This window comes from Bacteroides nordii, from assembly GCF_019930665.1.
Lineage (GTDB): Bacteria > Bacteroidota > Bacteroidia > Bacteroidales > Bacteroidaceae > Bacteroides > Bacteroides nordii.
Genome location: NZ_CP082886.1, coordinates 4,032,260 through 4,048,764 on the forward strand (window position 1 = coordinate 4,032,260; position 16,505 = coordinate 4,048,764).

Sequence of the window (16,505 nt, forward strand, 5' to 3'; positions counted from 1 at the left end):
TTTTTATTCTTTATCTAATTTATATTTAGAAATGTCGGTTCCAAACGATAGATTCAGACTTTCCAGCAAATCATCAAGCTCGGTAAGCGATTTCTTTCCGAAGTTTCTGAATTTCAGCAAATCAGTTTTATTGAACTGTACTAAATCGCCAAGGGTCTCTACATCAGCAGCCTTCAAACAATTGAGGGCACGAACTGACAAGTCCATATCAACAAGTTTAGTTTTCAACAACTGACGCATATGCAATACCTCTTCATCAAACTCCTCGTTACCATCAACGTCATTGCTCTCAAGAGTAATCTTTTCGTCAGAAAATAACATAAAGTGATAAATCAGAATCTTTGCAGCTTCTTTCAGTGCTTCTTTTGGATGAATGGAACCATCCGTAGCAATCTCAAGTATAAGTTTTTCGTAGTCAGTCTTCTGTTCCACACGGAAGTTTTCTACAGTATACTTAACATTACGTATCGGGGTGTAAATAGAATCAATTGGAATTACATTCACATCGGTACAATATTCGCGGTTTTCGTCAGCAGGGACATAACCACGGCCCTTATTGATTGTAATATCAACCTGCATAGTTGACTTAGAATCTAAATGACAAATAACTAATTCCGGATTTAACACTTCAAATCCAGTCAAATACTTACCTATGTCACCTGCTCTAAATTCACTTGAATTCTCGACCGTGATACTTACTTTCTCACTCTCGAATTCTTCAACTACTTGCTTGAATCTCACTTGCTTCAGATTCAAGATAATGTTGGTAACATCCTCTTTTACTCCAGGAACACTAGAAAATTCATGCTCAACACCGTCTATACGAATAGTGGTGATAGCAAAACCTTCTAATGAAGAAAGGAGGATACGGCGTAATGCATTACCTACAGTAATACCAAAACCGGGTTCCAACGGACGAAATTCGAATTTACCGAATCTTGAGTCCGCTTCCAACATTAATACTTTATCAGGTTTTTGAAATGCTAATATCGCCATGAAATTAATTATTATTTAGAATACAATTCAACGATCAAATGCTCTTTAATGTTCTCAGGAATGTCTGCTCTCTCAGGAATATGCAGCAATTTACCAACCTTTGTAGATTCATCCCACTCCAACCAAGCATATTTACTATGGTTAAAACCAGCAAGAGAATTAACAATAACTTCCAGAGATTTAGATCTTTCACGAACACCAATCAGCTGCCCTGGCTTTACTGCATATGAAGGAATGTTCACTACCTGTCCATCAACAGTAATATGTCTGTGACTTACCAACTGACGAGCAGCAGCACGAGTCGGAGCGATGCCCAAACGGAATACTATGTTGTCCAGACGACCTTCCAATAACTGAAGAAGAATCTCACCAGTAATACCCTTAGCGGCTTCTGCTTTCTCAAACAAGTTACGGAATTGTTTTTCTAATACTCCATAAGTGTATTTAGCTTTCTGCTTCTCACGCAGCTGAACACCATATTCTGAAGTTTTTCTTTTTCTTGAATTTCCATGCTGTCCGGGAGGATAGTTTTTCTTAGATAAAACTTTATCAGCTCCAAAGATACCTTCACCGAATTTACGGGCTATTCTTGATTTTGGTCCAGTATATCTAGCCATTTTCTTTTTAAATATTTAATTGTTTATTCATGAACTTAATTTGTTGCAGCCGCGATTACAGAGAAGAAATTGATGCAATCCAAAAACAAAATCAAGTGTCATTTTAATTAAAGGTAAATCTTAAACTCTACGTCTTTTTGGAGGACGACAACCATTATGTGGAAGCGGAGTTACATCAATAATTTCTGTAACTTCAATACCTGCACCGTGGATAGTTCTGATGGCAGACTCACGTCCGTTACCCGGTCCCTTTACGTATGCTTTTACCTTTCTCAGGCCAAGATCATATGCGATTTTTGCACAATCTTGGGCAGCCATCTGAGCTGCATAAGGAGTATTCTTTTTAGAACCTCTAAATCCCATTTTTCCGGCAGAAGACCAAGAAATAATCTGCCCTTCACTATTTGCAAGAGAAACAATAATATTGTTGAAAGATGAATGAACATGCAATTGTCCATTAGCATCCACCTTTACATTTCTCTTCTTAGCTGCGACTGTTTTTTTTGCCATATCAACAATTATTATTTAGTAGCTTTTTTCTTATTAGCAACGGTTTTCTTTCTACCCTTACGAGTACGTGCATTGTTTTTAGTGCTTTGACCTCTAACAGGCAAACCGATACGATGACGTACACCACGGTAACAACCAATATCCATTAATCGCTTAATGTTCAATTGAACTTCAGAACGAAGATCACCTTCTACTTTATACTCTGCACCGATAATCTCACGAATCTTTGCAGCCTGATCATCTGTCCAGTCTTTTACCTTCAGATCTTTGTCTACACCAGCCTTATCTAAAATTTTTGCTGAACTACTACGACCTATTCCATATACATAGGTCAACGCAATCTCACCTCTCTTATTCTGAGGTAAATCTACACCAACTATTCTTATAGCCATATACTAAATTATTTTTTTTGCAAAAATAATAAATTATCCTTGACGTTGTTTATACTTAGGATTTTTCTTGTTAATAACATACAAACGGCCATTACGTCTAACGATCTTACATTCTGGCGTACGTTTCTTTAATGATGCTCTTACTTTCATATCTTATTTTATTTATATCTAAATACAATTCTTCCTTTCGATAAGTCGTAAGGAGACATTTCAACTCTTACTTTATCTCCCGGTAAAATTTTGATGTAATGCATTCGCATCTTACCTGAGATATGAGCAGTAATCTCATGTCCGTTTTCTAATTCAACACGAAACATTGCATTAGACAATGCTTCAACTATAACTCCATCTTGTTCTATTGCAGATTGCTTTGCCATATACTAAATTGCTTTATCTCCTAAAACTTCTTCAATGAATTTAAATGATGAAAGAATATCGGCTTCTCCCGCACCTACTGCAATAGTATGCTCAAAATGTGCGGCACATTTCCGATCCCTTGTTCTCACAGTCCATCCATCACGCTCCATTATCACTTGCCGGTCACCTTGGGTAATCATAGGCTCAATTGCAATACAAAGTCCTTTCTTTAAAAGCGTGCCATATCCTCTTTTACCATAATTAGGTACCTGCGGATCTTCATGCATTTCTTTACCAATCCCATGGCCAACAAATTCACGCACTACTCCATAAGAATGTGATTCACAATATTGCTGAACAGCATATCCGATATCACCTATTCTCTTACCTTGCACAGCATTCTGAATGCCTATATATAATGCCTCTTTAGTAACTTTCAACAATTTACGAACTTCTTCGTCCACTTCACCTACACAAAACGTATAAGCTGAGTCACCACAAAAACCATTCATATATGTCCCGCAATCCACAGAAATAATATCACCTTCTTTCAAGACAATATCTCCTGGAATACCATGCACTACCTGCTCATTCACAGATGTACATAAAGAACCCGGAAACGGATCACCATACTGATTCGGAAATCCTTTAAAAGTTGGAATAGCCCCATTATCTCTAATAAACTCTTCTGCAACTTTATCCAGTTCTCGGGTAGTAACTCCCGGTTTTACTAATTTGGCAACCTCAGCCAATGTTTTTCCTACAAGCAAGTTACTCTGACGGAGTAGCTCTATTTCATCCTCTGTTTTAAGAAATATCATTTCTATTGAAAGAATTAATATGCAGCTACACCAGCACGTCCCTTAATACGACCCGACTTCAGCAAACCATCATAATGTCTCATCAACAAATGACTTTCAACCTGCTGCAGTGTATCAAGAACCACACCTACAAGAATTAACAAAGATGTACCACCGAAGAATTGAGCGAACTCAGCTTTCACACCAAATACACCAGCAAAAGCAGGCATAATAGCAACCAATGCCAAAAAGAAAGAACCAGGCAATGTAATACGTGACATAATATCGTCAATATATTCAGCTGTTTTCTTTCCAGGCTTGATACCCGGGATGAAACCGTTATTTCTCTTCATATCTTCAGCCATCTGATTCGGATTTATTGTAATTGCAGTATAAAAATACGTAAACAGTATAATCATTACAGCAAAAACAAAATTATACCAGAAGCTCGTATGATCAGTAAATGCACGCACAAAACCACTTACATTATTAGCATTAGAAAAACCAATAAAAGTGATAGGAATAAACATAATTGCCTGAGCAAAAATAATCGGCATTACACCAGCAGCATTCACCTTCAAAGGAATATACTGTCTAGCACCACCATATTGTTTATTACCAACAATTCTTTTCGCGTATTGTACAGGAATCTTTCTTGTACCTTGCACCAAGAGGATTGCAGCTGCAATTACCAACAGCAGGAATACCATTTCAAATAAAAACATGATCATACCACCACCTTTTTCACTCACACGTGAAATAACCTCTTGGAAAAGAGATTGAGGAAGACGGGCAATAATACCAATCAAGATGATAAATGAAATACCGTTACCAATACCTTTATCTGTAATTCTTTCACCAAGCCACAAGATAAACATACTTCCAGCTGCCAAAATAATGGTAGAAGTAACCATGAACAGAGTCCAATCTAATGAAGCATTTAAAGAAGGTCCAGCCTGCATTTTAAGATTGAGCAAATAAGAAGGAGCCTGAACCAATAGGATAAGAATCGTTAAATAACGAGTATACTGGTTCATCTTTCTTCTGCCACTCTCACCTTCGCGTTGCAATTTCTGAAAATACGGAACCGCAATTCCTAACAACTGGATAACGATAGACGCAGAAATATAAGGCATAATTCCTAATGCAAAAATAGATGCATTAGAAAAAGCTCCTCCTGAGAACATGTTTAACAAGGCTAATAGGCCTTCGCTTGTTTGTTGATGCAATTGTGCCAGCATACCAGGATTAATACCAGGTAGCACAACATACGAACCAAAACGGTAAATCGCCACAAACAATATGGTGATGAGGATCCGTTGTCTCAGATCCTCAATTTTCCATATATTCTTTAATGTTTCAATAGCTTTTCTCATTGAATCAGAGTTTTACTACAGTTCCACCTACAGCTTCAATAGCAGCAATAGCACTCTTAGAGAATGCATGAGCCTCTACGTCCAGCTTAGTAGTCAAAGTTCCGTTACCTAATACTTTTACTAACTGATTTGAAGAAATAAATCCAGCTTCAATAAAGTCATTAACGCCCACTTTTTCCAACTTCTTAACTTCAGCTAAGTTTTGAATTGTATCGAGGTTAATAGCCTTATATTCAACTCGGTTAATATTCTTGAAACCAAATTTAGGTACACGACGTTGAAGAGGCATCTGACCACCTTCAAAACCGACCTTTTTAGAGTATCCGGATCTTGATTTAGCTCCTTTATGACCTCTTGTAGAAGTACCTCCTAAACCAGATCCCGGACCACGTCCGATTCTTTTTCTTGTTTTAGTAGAACCTTCTGCAGGTTTTAAATTACTTAAGTTCATATTGTAATTCGTTTTATTATTCAACAAATAATTACTTAACAATGGTAACCAAGTGTTTTACTTTATCTACCATCCCAAGAATTGAAGGAGTACTTTCGTGTTCAACCACACGGTTCAGTTTACGAAGTCCCAGTGCATCAAGAGTTCTTTTTTGATCAGCCGGAGCACCAATTCTACTTTTAACTTGTTTAATCTTTATAGTTGACATATCTCCTCCTTATCCTCTAAATACTTTTTCAACACTAATACCTCTGTTTTGAGCAACCATTCTTGCATCACGCATTTCGCCCAAAGCCAAAATTGTAGCTTTAACCAAGTTATGCGGATTTGAAGAACCTTTAGATTTTGCCAAAACATCAGTAACACCAACACTTTCCAATACAGCACGCATAGCACCACCAGCTACCACACCTGTACCATGAGATGCCGGTTTGATGAATACTTCAGCACCACCAAACTTTGCCGCCTGTTCGTGAGGAACCGTACCTTTCAAAATCGGAACTCTAGTCAGATTTTTCTTTGCAGATTCAACTCCTTTTGCAATAGCTGCTGTTACCTCACCTGCTTTACCAAGTCCCCAACCAATGATTCCTTCTTCATTACCTACAACAACAATTGCAGAGAAACTAAAAGTTCTACCACCTTTGGTAACTTTAGTAACACGATTGATAGCAACAAGTCTATCTTTTAGTTCTATATCGTTAGATATCTTAACTCTATTATTAACTCCTGCCATAATGATTAAAATTTAAGTCCACCGTTACGAGCAGCATCAGCTACTTCTTTTACTCTCCCATGATACAAGTAACCATTACGGTCGAAAACAACAGTTGTAATACCTGCTTCCTGAGCTTTCTTAGCAATCATTTCTCCAACCTTAGCTGCTTGCTCTTTTTTAGGTAACTTTTCAGTCATACCCAGAGACGAAGCAGCAGCCAATGTCTTACCAGACAAATCGTCGATAATCTGGACGTAGATTTGCTTGTTACTTCTAAATACACTCATACGCGGACGTTCAGTAGTACCTGACACTTTATTGCGTACTCTATATTTGATCTTAATTCGTCTTTCTATTTTTGTTGTCATGATGATATAAATTTATTTAATTTACTTAGCGCCGGCTGATTTACCAGACTTTCTGCGAATCTCTTCGCCAACAAACTTAATACCTTTACCTTTATACGGTTCAGGTTTACGGAAAGAACGTATTTTAGAGCAAACTTGACCAAGCAATTGTTTATCACAAGACTCTAAGATAATAAGAGGATTCTTATTTCTTTCAGATTTTGTTTCAACTTTAATTTCAGAAGGCAACTGTATAAAGATATTATGAGTATAACCTAAGGCTAATTCGATAATATTTCCTTGGTTAGAAGCACGATATCCAACACCAACAAGTTCCAATTCTTTTTTATACCCCTCAGATACGCCCACAACCATGTTATGAACTAATGAACGATATAAACCATGGAAAGCATGCTTTTGCTTTGGATTATCAAGCATTGCGTTTTCGTTTTCACTTAAAGTTACGTGTCCATCTTCAATAGAAATATTGATAGCAGGATTCACATATTGGCTAAGTTCGCCTTTTGGTCCCTTTACGGTAACCACATCATCCTTCAGAGTAACTGTTACTCCCGCAGGGATACTAATGGGTAATTTTCCTATTCTTGACATTGCTTTTTCCTCCTATTAATATACATAACACAATACCTCACCACCGATTTTCAATTCAGCAGCTTCTTTGTTTGTCATTACACCTTTGGAAGTAGATATTATAGCAATACCCAGACCATTAATAACACGCGGCATATCTTTATAACCAGTATACTGACGCATACCTGGAGAAGATATTCTTTCAAGTTTCTTGATTGCGTTAACCTTGTTAACTGAATCATACTTTAAGGCAACTTTTATAGTTCCCTGAGGACCATCTTCTACAAACTTATAATTAAGGATGTAGCCTTTTTCAAAAAGAATCTTAGTGATTTCTTTTTTCAAATTTGAAGCAGGAACTTCTACTACTCTATGCTTTGCTTGAATAGCGTTCCGCAACCTCGTCAAATAATCTGCTATTGGATCAGTCATATAAAAAATAATTAAATTAATCAGGCCTTCCCTGACAATATTTAAACAATAAAATTACCAGCTTGCTTTTTTAACACCTGGAATAAGCCCGTTAGATGCCATTTCGCGGAACTGGATTCTTGAAATACCAAACTGACGGATATATCCTTTAGGACGACCTGTCAATTTGCAGCGATTGTGCAAACGCACAGGTGAAGCATTCTTAGGCAGTGCCTGCAAAGCTTCATAATCACCTTCTTTCTTCAGTTGAGCTCTTCTCTCGGCATATTTGGCTACTAATTTAGCACGCTTTACTTCGCGTGCTTTCATTGATTCCTTTGCCATAATTTATCAGTCTTTTTTAGCGTTTTTAAACGGTAAACCGAATTCTTTCAACAAGGCATAACCTTCTTCATCTGTCTGTGCAGAAGTTACAAAGGTAATATTCATTCCGAGAATTCTTGTAATACTATCGATATTAATTTCAGGGAAAATTATTTGTTCCTGAATACCAAGGGTATAGTTACCCTTACCATCGAATTTACTCTCAATACCTTTGAAGTCACGAATACGTGGCAAAGCTACACGAACTAATTTTTCAAGAAATTCGTACATTCTTTCACGACGCAATGTTACCATTACTCCAATTGGCATTTTCTTACGCAATTTGAAGTTAGCAATATCTTTACGAGAGATAGTTGCTACGGCTTTCTGACCAGTAATAGCAGTTAATTCATTAATTGCTACTTCAATAATCTTCTTATCAGCAACAGCCATACCTAAACCCTGATTGATAACAATCTTCTTAAGTACGGGCACCTGCATTGTTGAAGAATACTGGAATTGCGACTTCAGTGCAGGCGAAATACGCTCTGCATATTCTTTTTTAAGGCTTGCAGTATTACTCATTACTTAATCTCCTCTCCTGATTTTTTAGAATAACGCACTAAAGTTCTTTTACCTTCCAAAGAACTCTCTTTTCTACCAACACGCGTTGCTTTACCAGTTTTTGGATCAACCGGATTCAAGTTTGAAATGTGAATAGAAGCTTCCTGCTTAACTATACCACCTTGTGGGTTCTTTGCATTAGGTTTTGTGCTTTTAGATACCATGTTAATACCTTCAACTATTGCACGTCCTTCTTTAACAAGAACCTTCAACACACGACCAGTTTTACCTTTGTCTTCACCAGCATTTACGTAAACTGTATCGCCTTTTTTAATATGTAATTTACTCATTACTTAAATCTTTTACAAAATTAAAGTACCTCAGGCGCAAGTGACACAACTTTCATGTTCGTAGCACGAAGTTCACGAGCTACCGGACCGAAAATACGACTACCTCTAATTTCACCTGCATTATTTAACAAAATGCAAGCATTATCATCAAAACGTATATAAGAACCATCGGGACGACGGATTTCTTTCTTAGTACGTACGATCAAAGCTTTAGACACTGCACCTTTTTTAATATCACCCGAGGGAATGACGCTCTTTACAGAAACGACAATAACGTCCCCTACTGAAGCATAGCGACGTCTTGTACCACCCAAAACGCGGATACAAAGAGCTTCTTTAGCTCCACTATTATCGCATACTGTAAGTCTGGATTCTACTTGTATCATAATTACTTAGCTCTTTCAATTATTTCTACTAATCTCCATCTCTTAGTCTTGCTCAAAGGACGAGTTTCCATGATGCTTACTGTATCACCTACTTTGCATTCATTCTTTTCATCATGAGCATGGTACTTCTTCGTTTTGCTAACGAACTTACCATATATAGGGTGTTTTTCCTTGAATTTGGCAGCAACGGTAATGGTCTTATCCATTTTATTGCTCAACACAATCCCTGTTCTTTCTTTTCTTAAATTTCTTGCTTCCATCGAGCTGATCATTTATTGTTAAGTTCTCTTTCGCGCAACTCAGTTTTCATACGCGCAATTGTCCTGCGTAACTGTTTAATTAGCGCAGGATTTTCCAAAGGAGAAATAGAGTGGTTGATAACCATTTGGTTATAATTAACTACTTCTGCTTCTACTCTTTCTACTAAATCACTAGTAGACATTTCTTTAATTTCTGCAATTTTCATAAACATTACGCATTTTGATTTTGAATATCATAATCACGTCTCACTACAAATTTAGTAGTGATAGGAAGTTTTTGAGCAGCTAAGCGAAGAGCTTCTTTAGCGATTTCGTAAGAAACACCTTCTGCTTCAATAATAATTCTACCCGGAGTAACAGGAGCTACGAATCCTTCGGGAGCACCTTTACCCTTACCCATACGCACATCTGCAGGTTTTCTGGTAATAGGTTTATCCGGGAAGATACGAATCCAAATTTGTCCCTGACGTTGCATATATCTTGTTACTGCAATACGAGCAGCTTCAATCTGACGGCCTGTGATCCATTTTGTTTCCAAAGCCTTAATTCCAAAAGAACCAAAAGCGAGCTGGTTACCTCTCTGAGCATTACCCTTTGCCCGGCCCTTCTGTTGTCTTCTGAATTTTGTCTTTTTCGGTTGTAACATAGTTTCCTAAAATTCAAATTCGTTTAGCGATTATTTTTCTTTCTTTTGAAGTTCTTTCCGCCGCCGTTGTTTCCACTATTGTTTCCACGACCACTTTCTTTGCTTTGTGTAAAGTTCGGAGCCAATTCTCTCTTACCAAATACTTCACCTCTACAAATCCAAACTTTAATACCAAGAAGACCTACTTTTGTCAATGCTTCAGCATGGCAATAGTCTATGTCTGCTCTAAAAGTATGCAACGGAGTTCTTCCTTCCTTATACATTTCAGAACGAGCCATTTCAGCTCCATTCAAACGTCCTGAAATCTGAATTTTGATACCCTCAGCACCCATACGCATAGTATTTGCGATAGCCATTTTAATGGCACGGCGATAGGCAATTTTACCTTCTACCTGACGAGCGATGTTATTTGCAACAATCACAGCATCCAGTTCCGGTCTTTTTACTTCAAAGATATTAATTTGAATATCTTTGTCGGTAACCTTCTTCAACTCTTCTTTCAACTTATCAACTTCCTGGCCACCTTTACCGATGATAATACCTGGACGAGCAGTGCAAACAGTAATAGTAACGAGCTTCAACGTACGTTCAATTACGATTCTTGAAACACTTGCCTTTGCAAGTCTTGCATTAAGATATTTACGGATCTTGCTATCTTCCAGCAAAGAATCACCGTAATCATTTCCACCATACCAGTTAGAATCCCATCCTCTGATAATTCCTAAACGGTTGCTTATTGGATTAACTTTTTGTCCCATCTACCTTAATTTTGATCTTCGTTATTACTCTTAGAATCAACGAACAATGTTACATGATTTGAACGTTTACGAATTCTGTAACCTCTTCCCTGTGGAGCTGGTCTCATTCTTTTAAGTGTAGCACCACCATCAACAAAAATCTTAGTTACAAATAATTCACCGCTTTCAGCTTTACGTTCGTTTTTCTGCTCCCAGTTAGCTATTGCAGAGCGTAGCAACTTCTCCACTCTCGCGGCAGCTTCTTTTGAAGAAAACTTCAAAACGCCAAGTGCTCTGTTCACTTCCATCCCGCGAATCATGTCAGCCACGAGACGCATTTTGCGAGGAGAAGTAGGAACATTTTGCAATTTAGCAAAATACATGGTCTTAAGGGCTTCTTTTCTTTTTTCAGCCGATATTTTTTTTCTTGCTCCCATTATATTTATTACTTTATTATTTCAGATAAATCCTGTTATTTTTTCTTATTACCAGCGTGTCCTCTGAAAGTACGAGTTGGAGCGAATTCACCCAACTTGTGACCTACCATATTTTCGGTAACGTATACAGGAATAAATTTATTTCCGTTATGAACTGCAACTGTATGGCCTACGAAATCAGGCGAAATCATTGAAGCTCTGGCCCAAGTCTTAACAACAACTTTCTTGCCCGATTCATTCATAGCAAGAACTTTCTTCTCAAGCTTTACGTTAATATACGGACCTTTTTTTAATGAACGACTCATAGTTTACTCAATTAATCAGATTACTTCTTTCTTCTCTCAATAATATACTTAGACGATTGTTTCTTAGGAGCTCTAGTCTTAAGTCCCTTAGCATACAATCCCTTACGAGATCTCGGGTGTCCTCCGGAAGCACGTCCTTCACCACCACCCATTGGGTGATCAACCGGGTTCATTACAACACCACGGTTACGAGGACGACGACCCTGCCAACGAGAGCGTCCTGCCTTACCTGAGCTTTCCAATCCATGATCTGAGTTACCTACACTACCGACAGTAGCTTTACAAGTGCTAAGTATTTGTCTAACTTCACCTGAAGGCAACTTAATAACACAATATTTACCTTCTCTTGAAGTCAACTGAGCAAAATTACCAGCCGAACGAACGAGAGCAGCACCCTGTCCCGGACGTAATTCAATATTATGAATTACAGTACCGACCGGAATATTCTGAAGAGGAAGTGCATTACCAATCTCTGGCGCCGCATTTTCACCTGACATCAAAGTCGCACCAACTTGCAATCCATTGGGAGCAATAATATATCTTTTTTCACCATCAGCATAATATAACAAAGCAATACGAGCCGAACGATTCGGATCGTACTCAATAGTCTTTACAACTGCTGGAACACCATCTTTATTTCTCTTGAAATCGACAATTCTGATCACTTTTCTGTGGCCACCACCAATGTAGCGCATTGTCATCTTACCTTCGCTGTTGCGACCGCCAGATGATTTCTTACCATATACAAGCGACTTTTCTGGTACTGATGCAGTAATTTCCTCGAAAGTACCAATAATCTTATGTCTTTGCCCCGGTGTTGTGGGCTTAAATTTACGTACTGCCATTTTTATTAAATATTGCTATAAAAATCAATAGTATCTCCATCTTTCAGTGTTACGATAGCTTTCTTATAAACATTCGTACGACCATTGATGATACCTGCTTTTGTATAACGGCTTTTATTTTTGCCTGCATACTTCACAGTATTCACATCAACCACTGTAACATTATAAAGGGCTTCAACTTCGCTCTTAATTTCCAGTTTATTAGCTTCAGGACGTACAATAAAGCCGAAACGATTCAGCTTATCAGTTATTGCAGTCATTTTTTCTGTCACCAACGGTTTAATAATAATTCCCATTATTTAAGCCTCCTTTTTAAATTAAGATATTGTCAATAGCCTTCAAAGAGTTTTCAGTAAGTACAACAACCCCAGCATTCAATACTCTGTAAGTATTTAATCCTGAGATAGTCTGCACATTAGCTTTCTCCACGTTACGAGCTGACAAATATACGTTTTTATTTGCTTCTGGTAAAATCATAAGCAGCTTTTTATCAGAAACTTTAAGATTTTTTGTCAAAGCAATGAAATCCTTTGTCTTAGGAGCTTCAAAAACGAAGTCTTCAACAATAACAATTGCATTGTTCTGCGCTTTATAAGACAAAGCTGACTTACGAGCCAATGTCTTAACTTTTTTATTCAACTTGAAATAGTAGTCTCTTGGTTTTGGTCCAAATACACGTCCACCACCAACAAGTACCGGAGAGTTCATGTCACCACGACGCGCACCACCGCCACCTTTTTGGCGACCGATCTTACGAGTAGAACCACTGATCTCACTTCTTTCTTTTGACTTATGAGTACCCTGACGCTGGTTAGCCATAAATTGCTTTACGTCCAAATAGATAGCGTGGTCATTGGGCTCAATTCCGAAGATAGATTCGTTTAACGTAACCTTTCTCCCAGTGTCTTCACCTTTAATGTTATATACGTTAACTTCCATTATTTCTCAATTATTACGATTGAACCTTTGCAACCAGGGACAGAACCTTTAATCAAAAGAAGGTTGTGTTCCGCGATTACTTTTAATACCTGCAAGTTTTGAACGGTAACTCTGTCACCACCCATTTGTCCACCCATACGCATTCCTTTGAATACTTTTGCCGGGTAAGAACAAGCACCGATAGATCCCGGTTTACGGGCACGATTGTGCTGACCATGAGTAGCCTGACCTACACCACCAAAGCCATGTCTTTTAACAACGCCTTGGAAACCTTTACCTTTAGAAGTTCCAACAACATCAACAAATTCTACGCCTTCGAACATCTCTACAGTAACTGCATCACCCAGATTTAACTCATTTTCAAACTCTTTGAACTCGGCCAAGTGTCTCTTCGGTGTTACTCCAGCTCTTTTAAAGTGACCCATCAACGGCTTAGTTGTATGTTTTTCCTTTTTATCCTGGAAACCCAACTGAACAGCTTTATAGCCATCTTTTTCTACGGTCTTAACCTGAGTAACAACACAAGGACCTGCTTCGATAACAGTGCATGGTACATTTTTACCATCAGCACTGAAAACGGATGTCATTCCGATTTTTTTTCCTAATAATCCTGGCATTTCACTAAATTTTAATTATCAAACTTTAATTTCTACTTCTACACCACTCGGTAACTCTAACTTCATCAGAGCATCTACAGTCTTAGCTGTTGAACTATAGATATCGATCAATCTCTTATAAGAAGAGAGTTCGAACTGTTCACGAGACTTCTTATTAACGAAAGTCGAACGGTTCACAGTAAAAATACGCTTGTGCGTAGGAAGGGGTATAGGACCGCTAACAATAGCACCTGTAGCCTTCACTGTTCTCACGATCTTCTCAGCTGATTTGTCAACCAAGTTGTGGTCATAAGATTTTAGTTTAATTCTAATTTTCTGACTCATTGCTTTTTTTGTAATTAATAAATATATAAATAAGATAAAGCGGCAGGCTAAGAGTCATTCGCTAGCCTGCTGCTTCAGATATTTTATTAGAGTAGATCAGCACGTCCTTTCACTTCTTCCAATACTGCCTTAGCAATAGAGTTAGAAACCTGAGAGTGATGAGAGTACACCATTGATGAGGTTGCGCGACCAGAAGTAATAGTACGCAACGCTGTTACGTAACCAAACATCTCTGCCAACGGAACCATTGCCTTAACGATACGGGCACCTGAACGGCTTGATTCCATACCTTCAACCTGACCACGGCGCTTATTCAAGTCACCAATAACATCACCCATATTTTCTTCAGGAGTTACAACCTCTAGTTTCATTATAGGTTCCATTAAAACAGGACCTGCTTTAGCACATGCATTTTTATATGCCTGAATAGCACAGATTTCAAATGACAACTGATCTGAGTCAACCGGGTGGAACGAACCATCAATCAAAGTTACTTTCAGTGAATCAAGCGGATAACCTGCCAATACACCATTTTTCATTGCAGTTGCAAAACCTTTCTGTACTGAAGGAATAAACTCCTTAGGAATATTACCTCCCTTGACTTCGTCAACAAACTGCAAGCCACCTTCTACAAAACTTTCGTCTACCGGGCCAATGTTAACAATGATATCTGCAAACTTACCACGACCACCAGACTGTTTCTTATAAACTTCACGCAAGTTAACCGTTTTAGTGATTGCCTCTTTGTAGTTCACCTGAGGTTTGCCCTGATTACATTCTACTTTAAACTCACGTTTCAAACGGTCAATAATAATATCCAAGTGAAGCTCACCCATACCAGAAATAACCGTCTGTCCTGTTTGTTCGTCAGTTTTCACTGTAAATGTAGGATCTTCTTCAGCCAATTTTGCCAATCCATTAGAAAGTTTATCCATATCTTTCTGAGTCTTAGGCTCTACCGCAATACCAATTACCGGTTCTGGGAAATCCATAGATTCAAGTACAATAGGAGCTGTTTCATCACACAATGTATCACCAGTGTGAATATCTTTAAAACCTACACCAGCACCAATATCACCAGCGCCAATTACCTCTACAGGATTCTGCTTATTAGAATGCATCTGGAACAAACGAGAAACACGCTCTTTCTTTCCAGAACGAGAGTTATAAATGTAAGAACCTGCTTCAATTTTACCTGAATACACACGGAAGAAAGTTAAACGACCTACGTACGGGTCTGTTGCAATCTTAAATGCCAAAGCCGAAGTTTTTTCATCTTCACTTGGTTTACGATCTTCTTCAGCACCAGTATTAGGATTTGTGCCAATTACATTCTCTGTATCCAAAGGAGAAGGCAAGAAAGCACAAACATAATCCAACAATGTTTGTACACCTTTATTCTTAAATGAAGAGCCACAAAGCATAGGCACAACAGCCATCTGAACGGTTGCGTTGCGAAGAGCTCTCAATATTTCTTCTTCTGTAATAGTAGAAGGATCATCGAAATATTTCTCCATCAAAGCATCATCAAACTCTGCTACCTTTTCCAACATTTTATCTCTCCACTCCTGAGCTTCATCTACAAGGTTAGCCGGTATTTCTTCTACTGTATAATCAGCGCCCATTGTCTCATCATGCCAATAGATCGCTTTCATCTTAATAAGATCTACCAAGCCTTTGAAAGACTCTTCTGCTCCGATAGGAATAACAACCGGACACGGATTAGCCCCCAAAACAGATTTCATCTGGCTCACTACATCAAAGAAGTTAGCACCAGAACGGTCCATTTTATTCACATATGCAATACGTGGTACATTATATTTATCAGCCTGACGCCATACTGTTTCCGACTGAGGCTCCACACCACCTACTGCACAGTAAGCAGCTACAGCGCCATCAAGTACACGCAATGAACGCTCTACTTCAGCAGTAAAGTCTACGTGTCCCGGAGTATCAATCAAGTTGATTTTATACGTATTATCAGCATATTTCCATCTTGTAGTTGTAGCAGCAGATGTAATAGTGATACCACGTTCCTGCTCCTGAGCCATCCAGTCCATTGTAGCAGCGCCATCATGTACCTCACCAATTTTGTGAGTCAATCCGGTATAGAACAGGATACGTTCAGAAGTAGTAGTTTTTCCGGCATCGATGTGAGCCATGATACCGATATTACGAGTTAAATGTAAATCATTCTTAGCCATT

At 38.3% G+C, this 16,505-nt stretch carries 30 protein-coding genes; all 30 read right to left on the bottom strand.

Annotated elements, in window-relative coordinates:
- Positions 1-3 precede the first annotated feature (3 nt).
- On the bottom strand, positions 4-996 hold the full coding sequence (locus K8P02_RS15845) for a DNA-directed RNA polymerase subunit alpha (protein ID WP_002558047.1): 993 nt from the start codon (positions 994-996) through the stop codon (positions 4-6).
- Between the two features lie 11 nt (positions 997-1,007).
- Positions 1,008-1,613: a 30S ribosomal protein S4 gene (rpsD, locus tag K8P02_RS15850; RefSeq protein ID WP_002558048.1), complete on the bottom strand. Its 606-nt coding sequence runs from the start codon at positions 1,611-1,613 to the stop codon at positions 1,008-1,010.
- 120 nt (positions 1,614-1,733) lie between these two features.
- Positions 1,734-2,123: a 30S ribosomal protein S11 gene (gene rpsK, locus K8P02_RS15855; protein WP_002558049.1), complete on the bottom strand. Its 390-nt coding sequence runs from the start codon at positions 2,121-2,123 to the stop codon at positions 1,734-1,736.
- Between the two features lie 11 nt (positions 2,124-2,134).
- Complete coding sequence (gene rpsM / locus K8P02_RS15860; RefSeq protein WP_002558050.1) at positions 2,135-2,515, bottom strand: 30S ribosomal protein S13; 381 nt, start codon at positions 2,513-2,515, stop codon at positions 2,135-2,137.
- 33 nt (positions 2,516-2,548) lie between these two features.
- On the bottom strand, positions 2,549-2,665 hold the full coding sequence (gene ykgO, locus K8P02_RS15865; RefSeq protein WP_002558051.1) for a type B 50S ribosomal protein L36: 117 nt from the start codon (positions 2,663-2,665) through the stop codon (positions 2,549-2,551).
- A gap of 8 nt (positions 2,666-2,673) precedes the next feature.
- Positions 2,674-2,892, bottom strand: a complete 219-nt coding sequence (gene infA / locus K8P02_RS15870) for a translation initiation factor IF-1 (RefSeq protein WP_002558052.1) — start codon at positions 2,890-2,892, stop codon at positions 2,674-2,676.
- A 3-nt stretch (positions 2,893-2,895) separates the two neighbouring features.
- On the bottom strand, positions 2,896-3,693 hold the full coding sequence (gene map / locus K8P02_RS15875) for a type I methionyl aminopeptidase (RefSeq protein WP_002558053.1): 798 nt from the start codon (positions 3,691-3,693) through the stop codon (positions 2,896-2,898).
- A gap of 14 nt (positions 3,694-3,707) precedes the next feature.
- On the bottom strand, positions 3,708-5,048 hold the full coding sequence (gene secY, locus K8P02_RS15880) for a preprotein translocase subunit SecY (RefSeq protein WP_002558054.1): 1,341 nt from the start codon (positions 5,046-5,048) through the stop codon (positions 3,708-3,710).
- A 4-nt stretch (positions 5,049-5,052) separates the two neighbouring features.
- A complete protein-coding gene (gene rplO / locus K8P02_RS15885) occupies positions 5,053-5,499 on the bottom strand; it encodes a 50S ribosomal protein L15 (protein ID WP_002558055.1) in 447 nt (148 codons plus the stop codon).
- A gap of 31 nt (positions 5,500-5,530) precedes the next feature.
- Entirely contained in the window at positions 5,531-5,707 is a 177-nt protein-coding gene (gene rpmD, locus K8P02_RS15890; protein WP_002558056.1) for a 50S ribosomal protein L30, read from the bottom strand.
- 9 nt (positions 5,708-5,716) lie between these two features.
- The gene (rpsE, locus tag K8P02_RS15895; RefSeq protein ID WP_002558057.1) at positions 5,717-6,235 is read right to left on the bottom strand and encodes a 30S ribosomal protein S5; all 519 of its coding nucleotides are present in this window, start codon (positions 6,233-6,235) and stop codon (positions 5,717-5,719) included.
- Positions 6,236-6,240: 5 nt separating this feature from the next.
- Positions 6,241-6,585: a 50S ribosomal protein L18 gene (rplR, locus tag K8P02_RS15900; RefSeq protein ID WP_002558058.1), complete on the bottom strand. Its 345-nt coding sequence runs from the start codon at positions 6,583-6,585 to the stop codon at positions 6,241-6,243.
- A gap of 21 nt (positions 6,586-6,606) precedes the next feature.
- A complete protein-coding gene (rplF, locus tag K8P02_RS15905; RefSeq protein ID WP_002558059.1) occupies positions 6,607-7,176 on the bottom strand; it encodes a 50S ribosomal protein L6 in 570 nt (189 codons plus the stop codon).
- Positions 7,177-7,191: 15 nt separating this feature from the next.
- The gene (gene rpsH / locus K8P02_RS15910; RefSeq protein ID WP_002558060.1) at positions 7,192-7,587 is read right to left on the bottom strand and encodes a 30S ribosomal protein S8; all 396 of its coding nucleotides are present in this window, start codon (positions 7,585-7,587) and stop codon (positions 7,192-7,194) included.
- 54 nt (positions 7,588-7,641) lie between these two features.
- Positions 7,642-7,911, bottom strand: a complete 270-nt coding sequence (gene rpsN / locus K8P02_RS15915; protein WP_002558061.1) for a 30S ribosomal protein S14 — start codon at positions 7,909-7,911, stop codon at positions 7,642-7,644.
- Between the two features lie 6 nt (positions 7,912-7,917).
- Positions 7,918-8,475: a 50S ribosomal protein L5 gene (rplE, locus tag K8P02_RS15920; protein WP_002558062.1), complete on the bottom strand. Its 558-nt coding sequence runs from the start codon at positions 8,473-8,475 to the stop codon at positions 7,918-7,920.
- Positions 8,475-8,804, bottom strand: a complete 330-nt coding sequence (rplX, locus tag K8P02_RS15925) for a 50S ribosomal protein L24 (protein WP_002558063.1) — start codon at positions 8,802-8,804, stop codon at positions 8,475-8,477. The genes rplE and rplX overlap by 1 nt, the downstream gene beginning before the upstream one ends.
- 20 nt (positions 8,805-8,824) lie before the next feature.
- Positions 8,825-9,190 (bottom strand): 50S ribosomal protein L14, encoded by a 366-nt coding sequence (rplN, locus tag K8P02_RS15930; protein ID WP_002558064.1) that lies wholly within the window; start codon positions 9,188-9,190, stop codon positions 8,825-8,827.
- Positions 9,191-9,192: 2 nt separating this feature from the next.
- Positions 9,193-9,462, bottom strand: a complete 270-nt coding sequence (gene rpsQ, locus K8P02_RS15935; protein WP_155921423.1) for a 30S ribosomal protein S17 — start codon at positions 9,460-9,462, stop codon at positions 9,193-9,195.
- On the bottom strand, positions 9,459-9,656 hold the full coding sequence (rpmC, locus tag K8P02_RS15940; protein WP_025866946.1) for a 50S ribosomal protein L29: 198 nt from the start codon (positions 9,654-9,656) through the stop codon (positions 9,459-9,461). Before rpmC ends, rpsQ begins: the two co-directional genes overlap by 4 nt.
- A gap of 5 nt (positions 9,657-9,661) precedes the next feature.
- Positions 9,662-10,096 (bottom strand): 50S ribosomal protein L16, encoded by a 435-nt coding sequence (gene rplP / locus K8P02_RS15945; protein WP_002558067.1) that lies wholly within the window; start codon positions 10,094-10,096, stop codon positions 9,662-9,664.
- Positions 10,097-10,119: 23 nt separating this feature from the next.
- Positions 10,120-10,854: a 30S ribosomal protein S3 gene (gene rpsC, locus K8P02_RS15950; protein WP_007487388.1), complete on the bottom strand. Its 735-nt coding sequence runs from the start codon at positions 10,852-10,854 to the stop codon at positions 10,120-10,122.
- Between the two features lie 5 nt (positions 10,855-10,859).
- On the bottom strand, positions 10,860-11,270 hold the full coding sequence (gene rplV, locus K8P02_RS15955) for a 50S ribosomal protein L22 (RefSeq protein ID WP_002558069.1): 411 nt from the start codon (positions 11,268-11,270) through the stop codon (positions 10,860-10,862).
- Positions 11,271-11,305: 35 nt separating this feature from the next.
- Positions 11,306-11,575, bottom strand: coding sequence for a 30S ribosomal protein S19 (rpsS, locus tag K8P02_RS15960; protein ID WP_002558070.1), 270 nt, complete (start codon positions 11,573-11,575; stop codon positions 11,306-11,308).
- 20 nt (positions 11,576-11,595) lie between these two features.
- Positions 11,596-12,420, bottom strand: coding sequence for a 50S ribosomal protein L2 (rplB, locus tag K8P02_RS15965; protein WP_002558071.1), 825 nt, complete (start codon positions 12,418-12,420; stop codon positions 11,596-11,598).
- Positions 12,421-12,425: 5 nt separating this feature from the next.
- Positions 12,426-12,716, bottom strand: a complete 291-nt coding sequence (rplW, locus tag K8P02_RS15970) for a 50S ribosomal protein L23 (RefSeq protein ID WP_223381520.1) — start codon at positions 12,714-12,716, stop codon at positions 12,426-12,428.
- Between the two features lie 16 nt (positions 12,717-12,732).
- The gene (gene rplD / locus K8P02_RS15975; protein WP_002558073.1) at positions 12,733-13,359 is read right to left on the bottom strand and encodes a 50S ribosomal protein L4; all 627 of its coding nucleotides are present in this window, start codon (positions 13,357-13,359) and stop codon (positions 12,733-12,735) included.
- Positions 13,359-13,976, bottom strand: a complete 618-nt coding sequence (rplC, locus tag K8P02_RS15980) for a 50S ribosomal protein L3 (protein WP_002558074.1) — start codon at positions 13,974-13,976, stop codon at positions 13,359-13,361. The genes rplD and rplC overlap by 1 nt, the downstream gene beginning before the upstream one ends.
- A gap of 18 nt (positions 13,977-13,994) precedes the next feature.
- Entirely contained in the window at positions 13,995-14,300 is a 306-nt protein-coding gene (gene rpsJ, locus K8P02_RS15985) for a 30S ribosomal protein S10 (protein WP_002558075.1), read from the bottom strand.
- Positions 14,301-14,386: 86 nt separating this feature from the next.
- On the bottom strand, positions 14,387-16,504 hold the full coding sequence (gene fusA / locus K8P02_RS15990; RefSeq protein ID WP_002558076.1) for an elongation factor G: 2,118 nt from the start codon (positions 16,502-16,504) through the stop codon (positions 14,387-14,389).
- Position 16,505 lies beyond the last annotated feature (1 nt).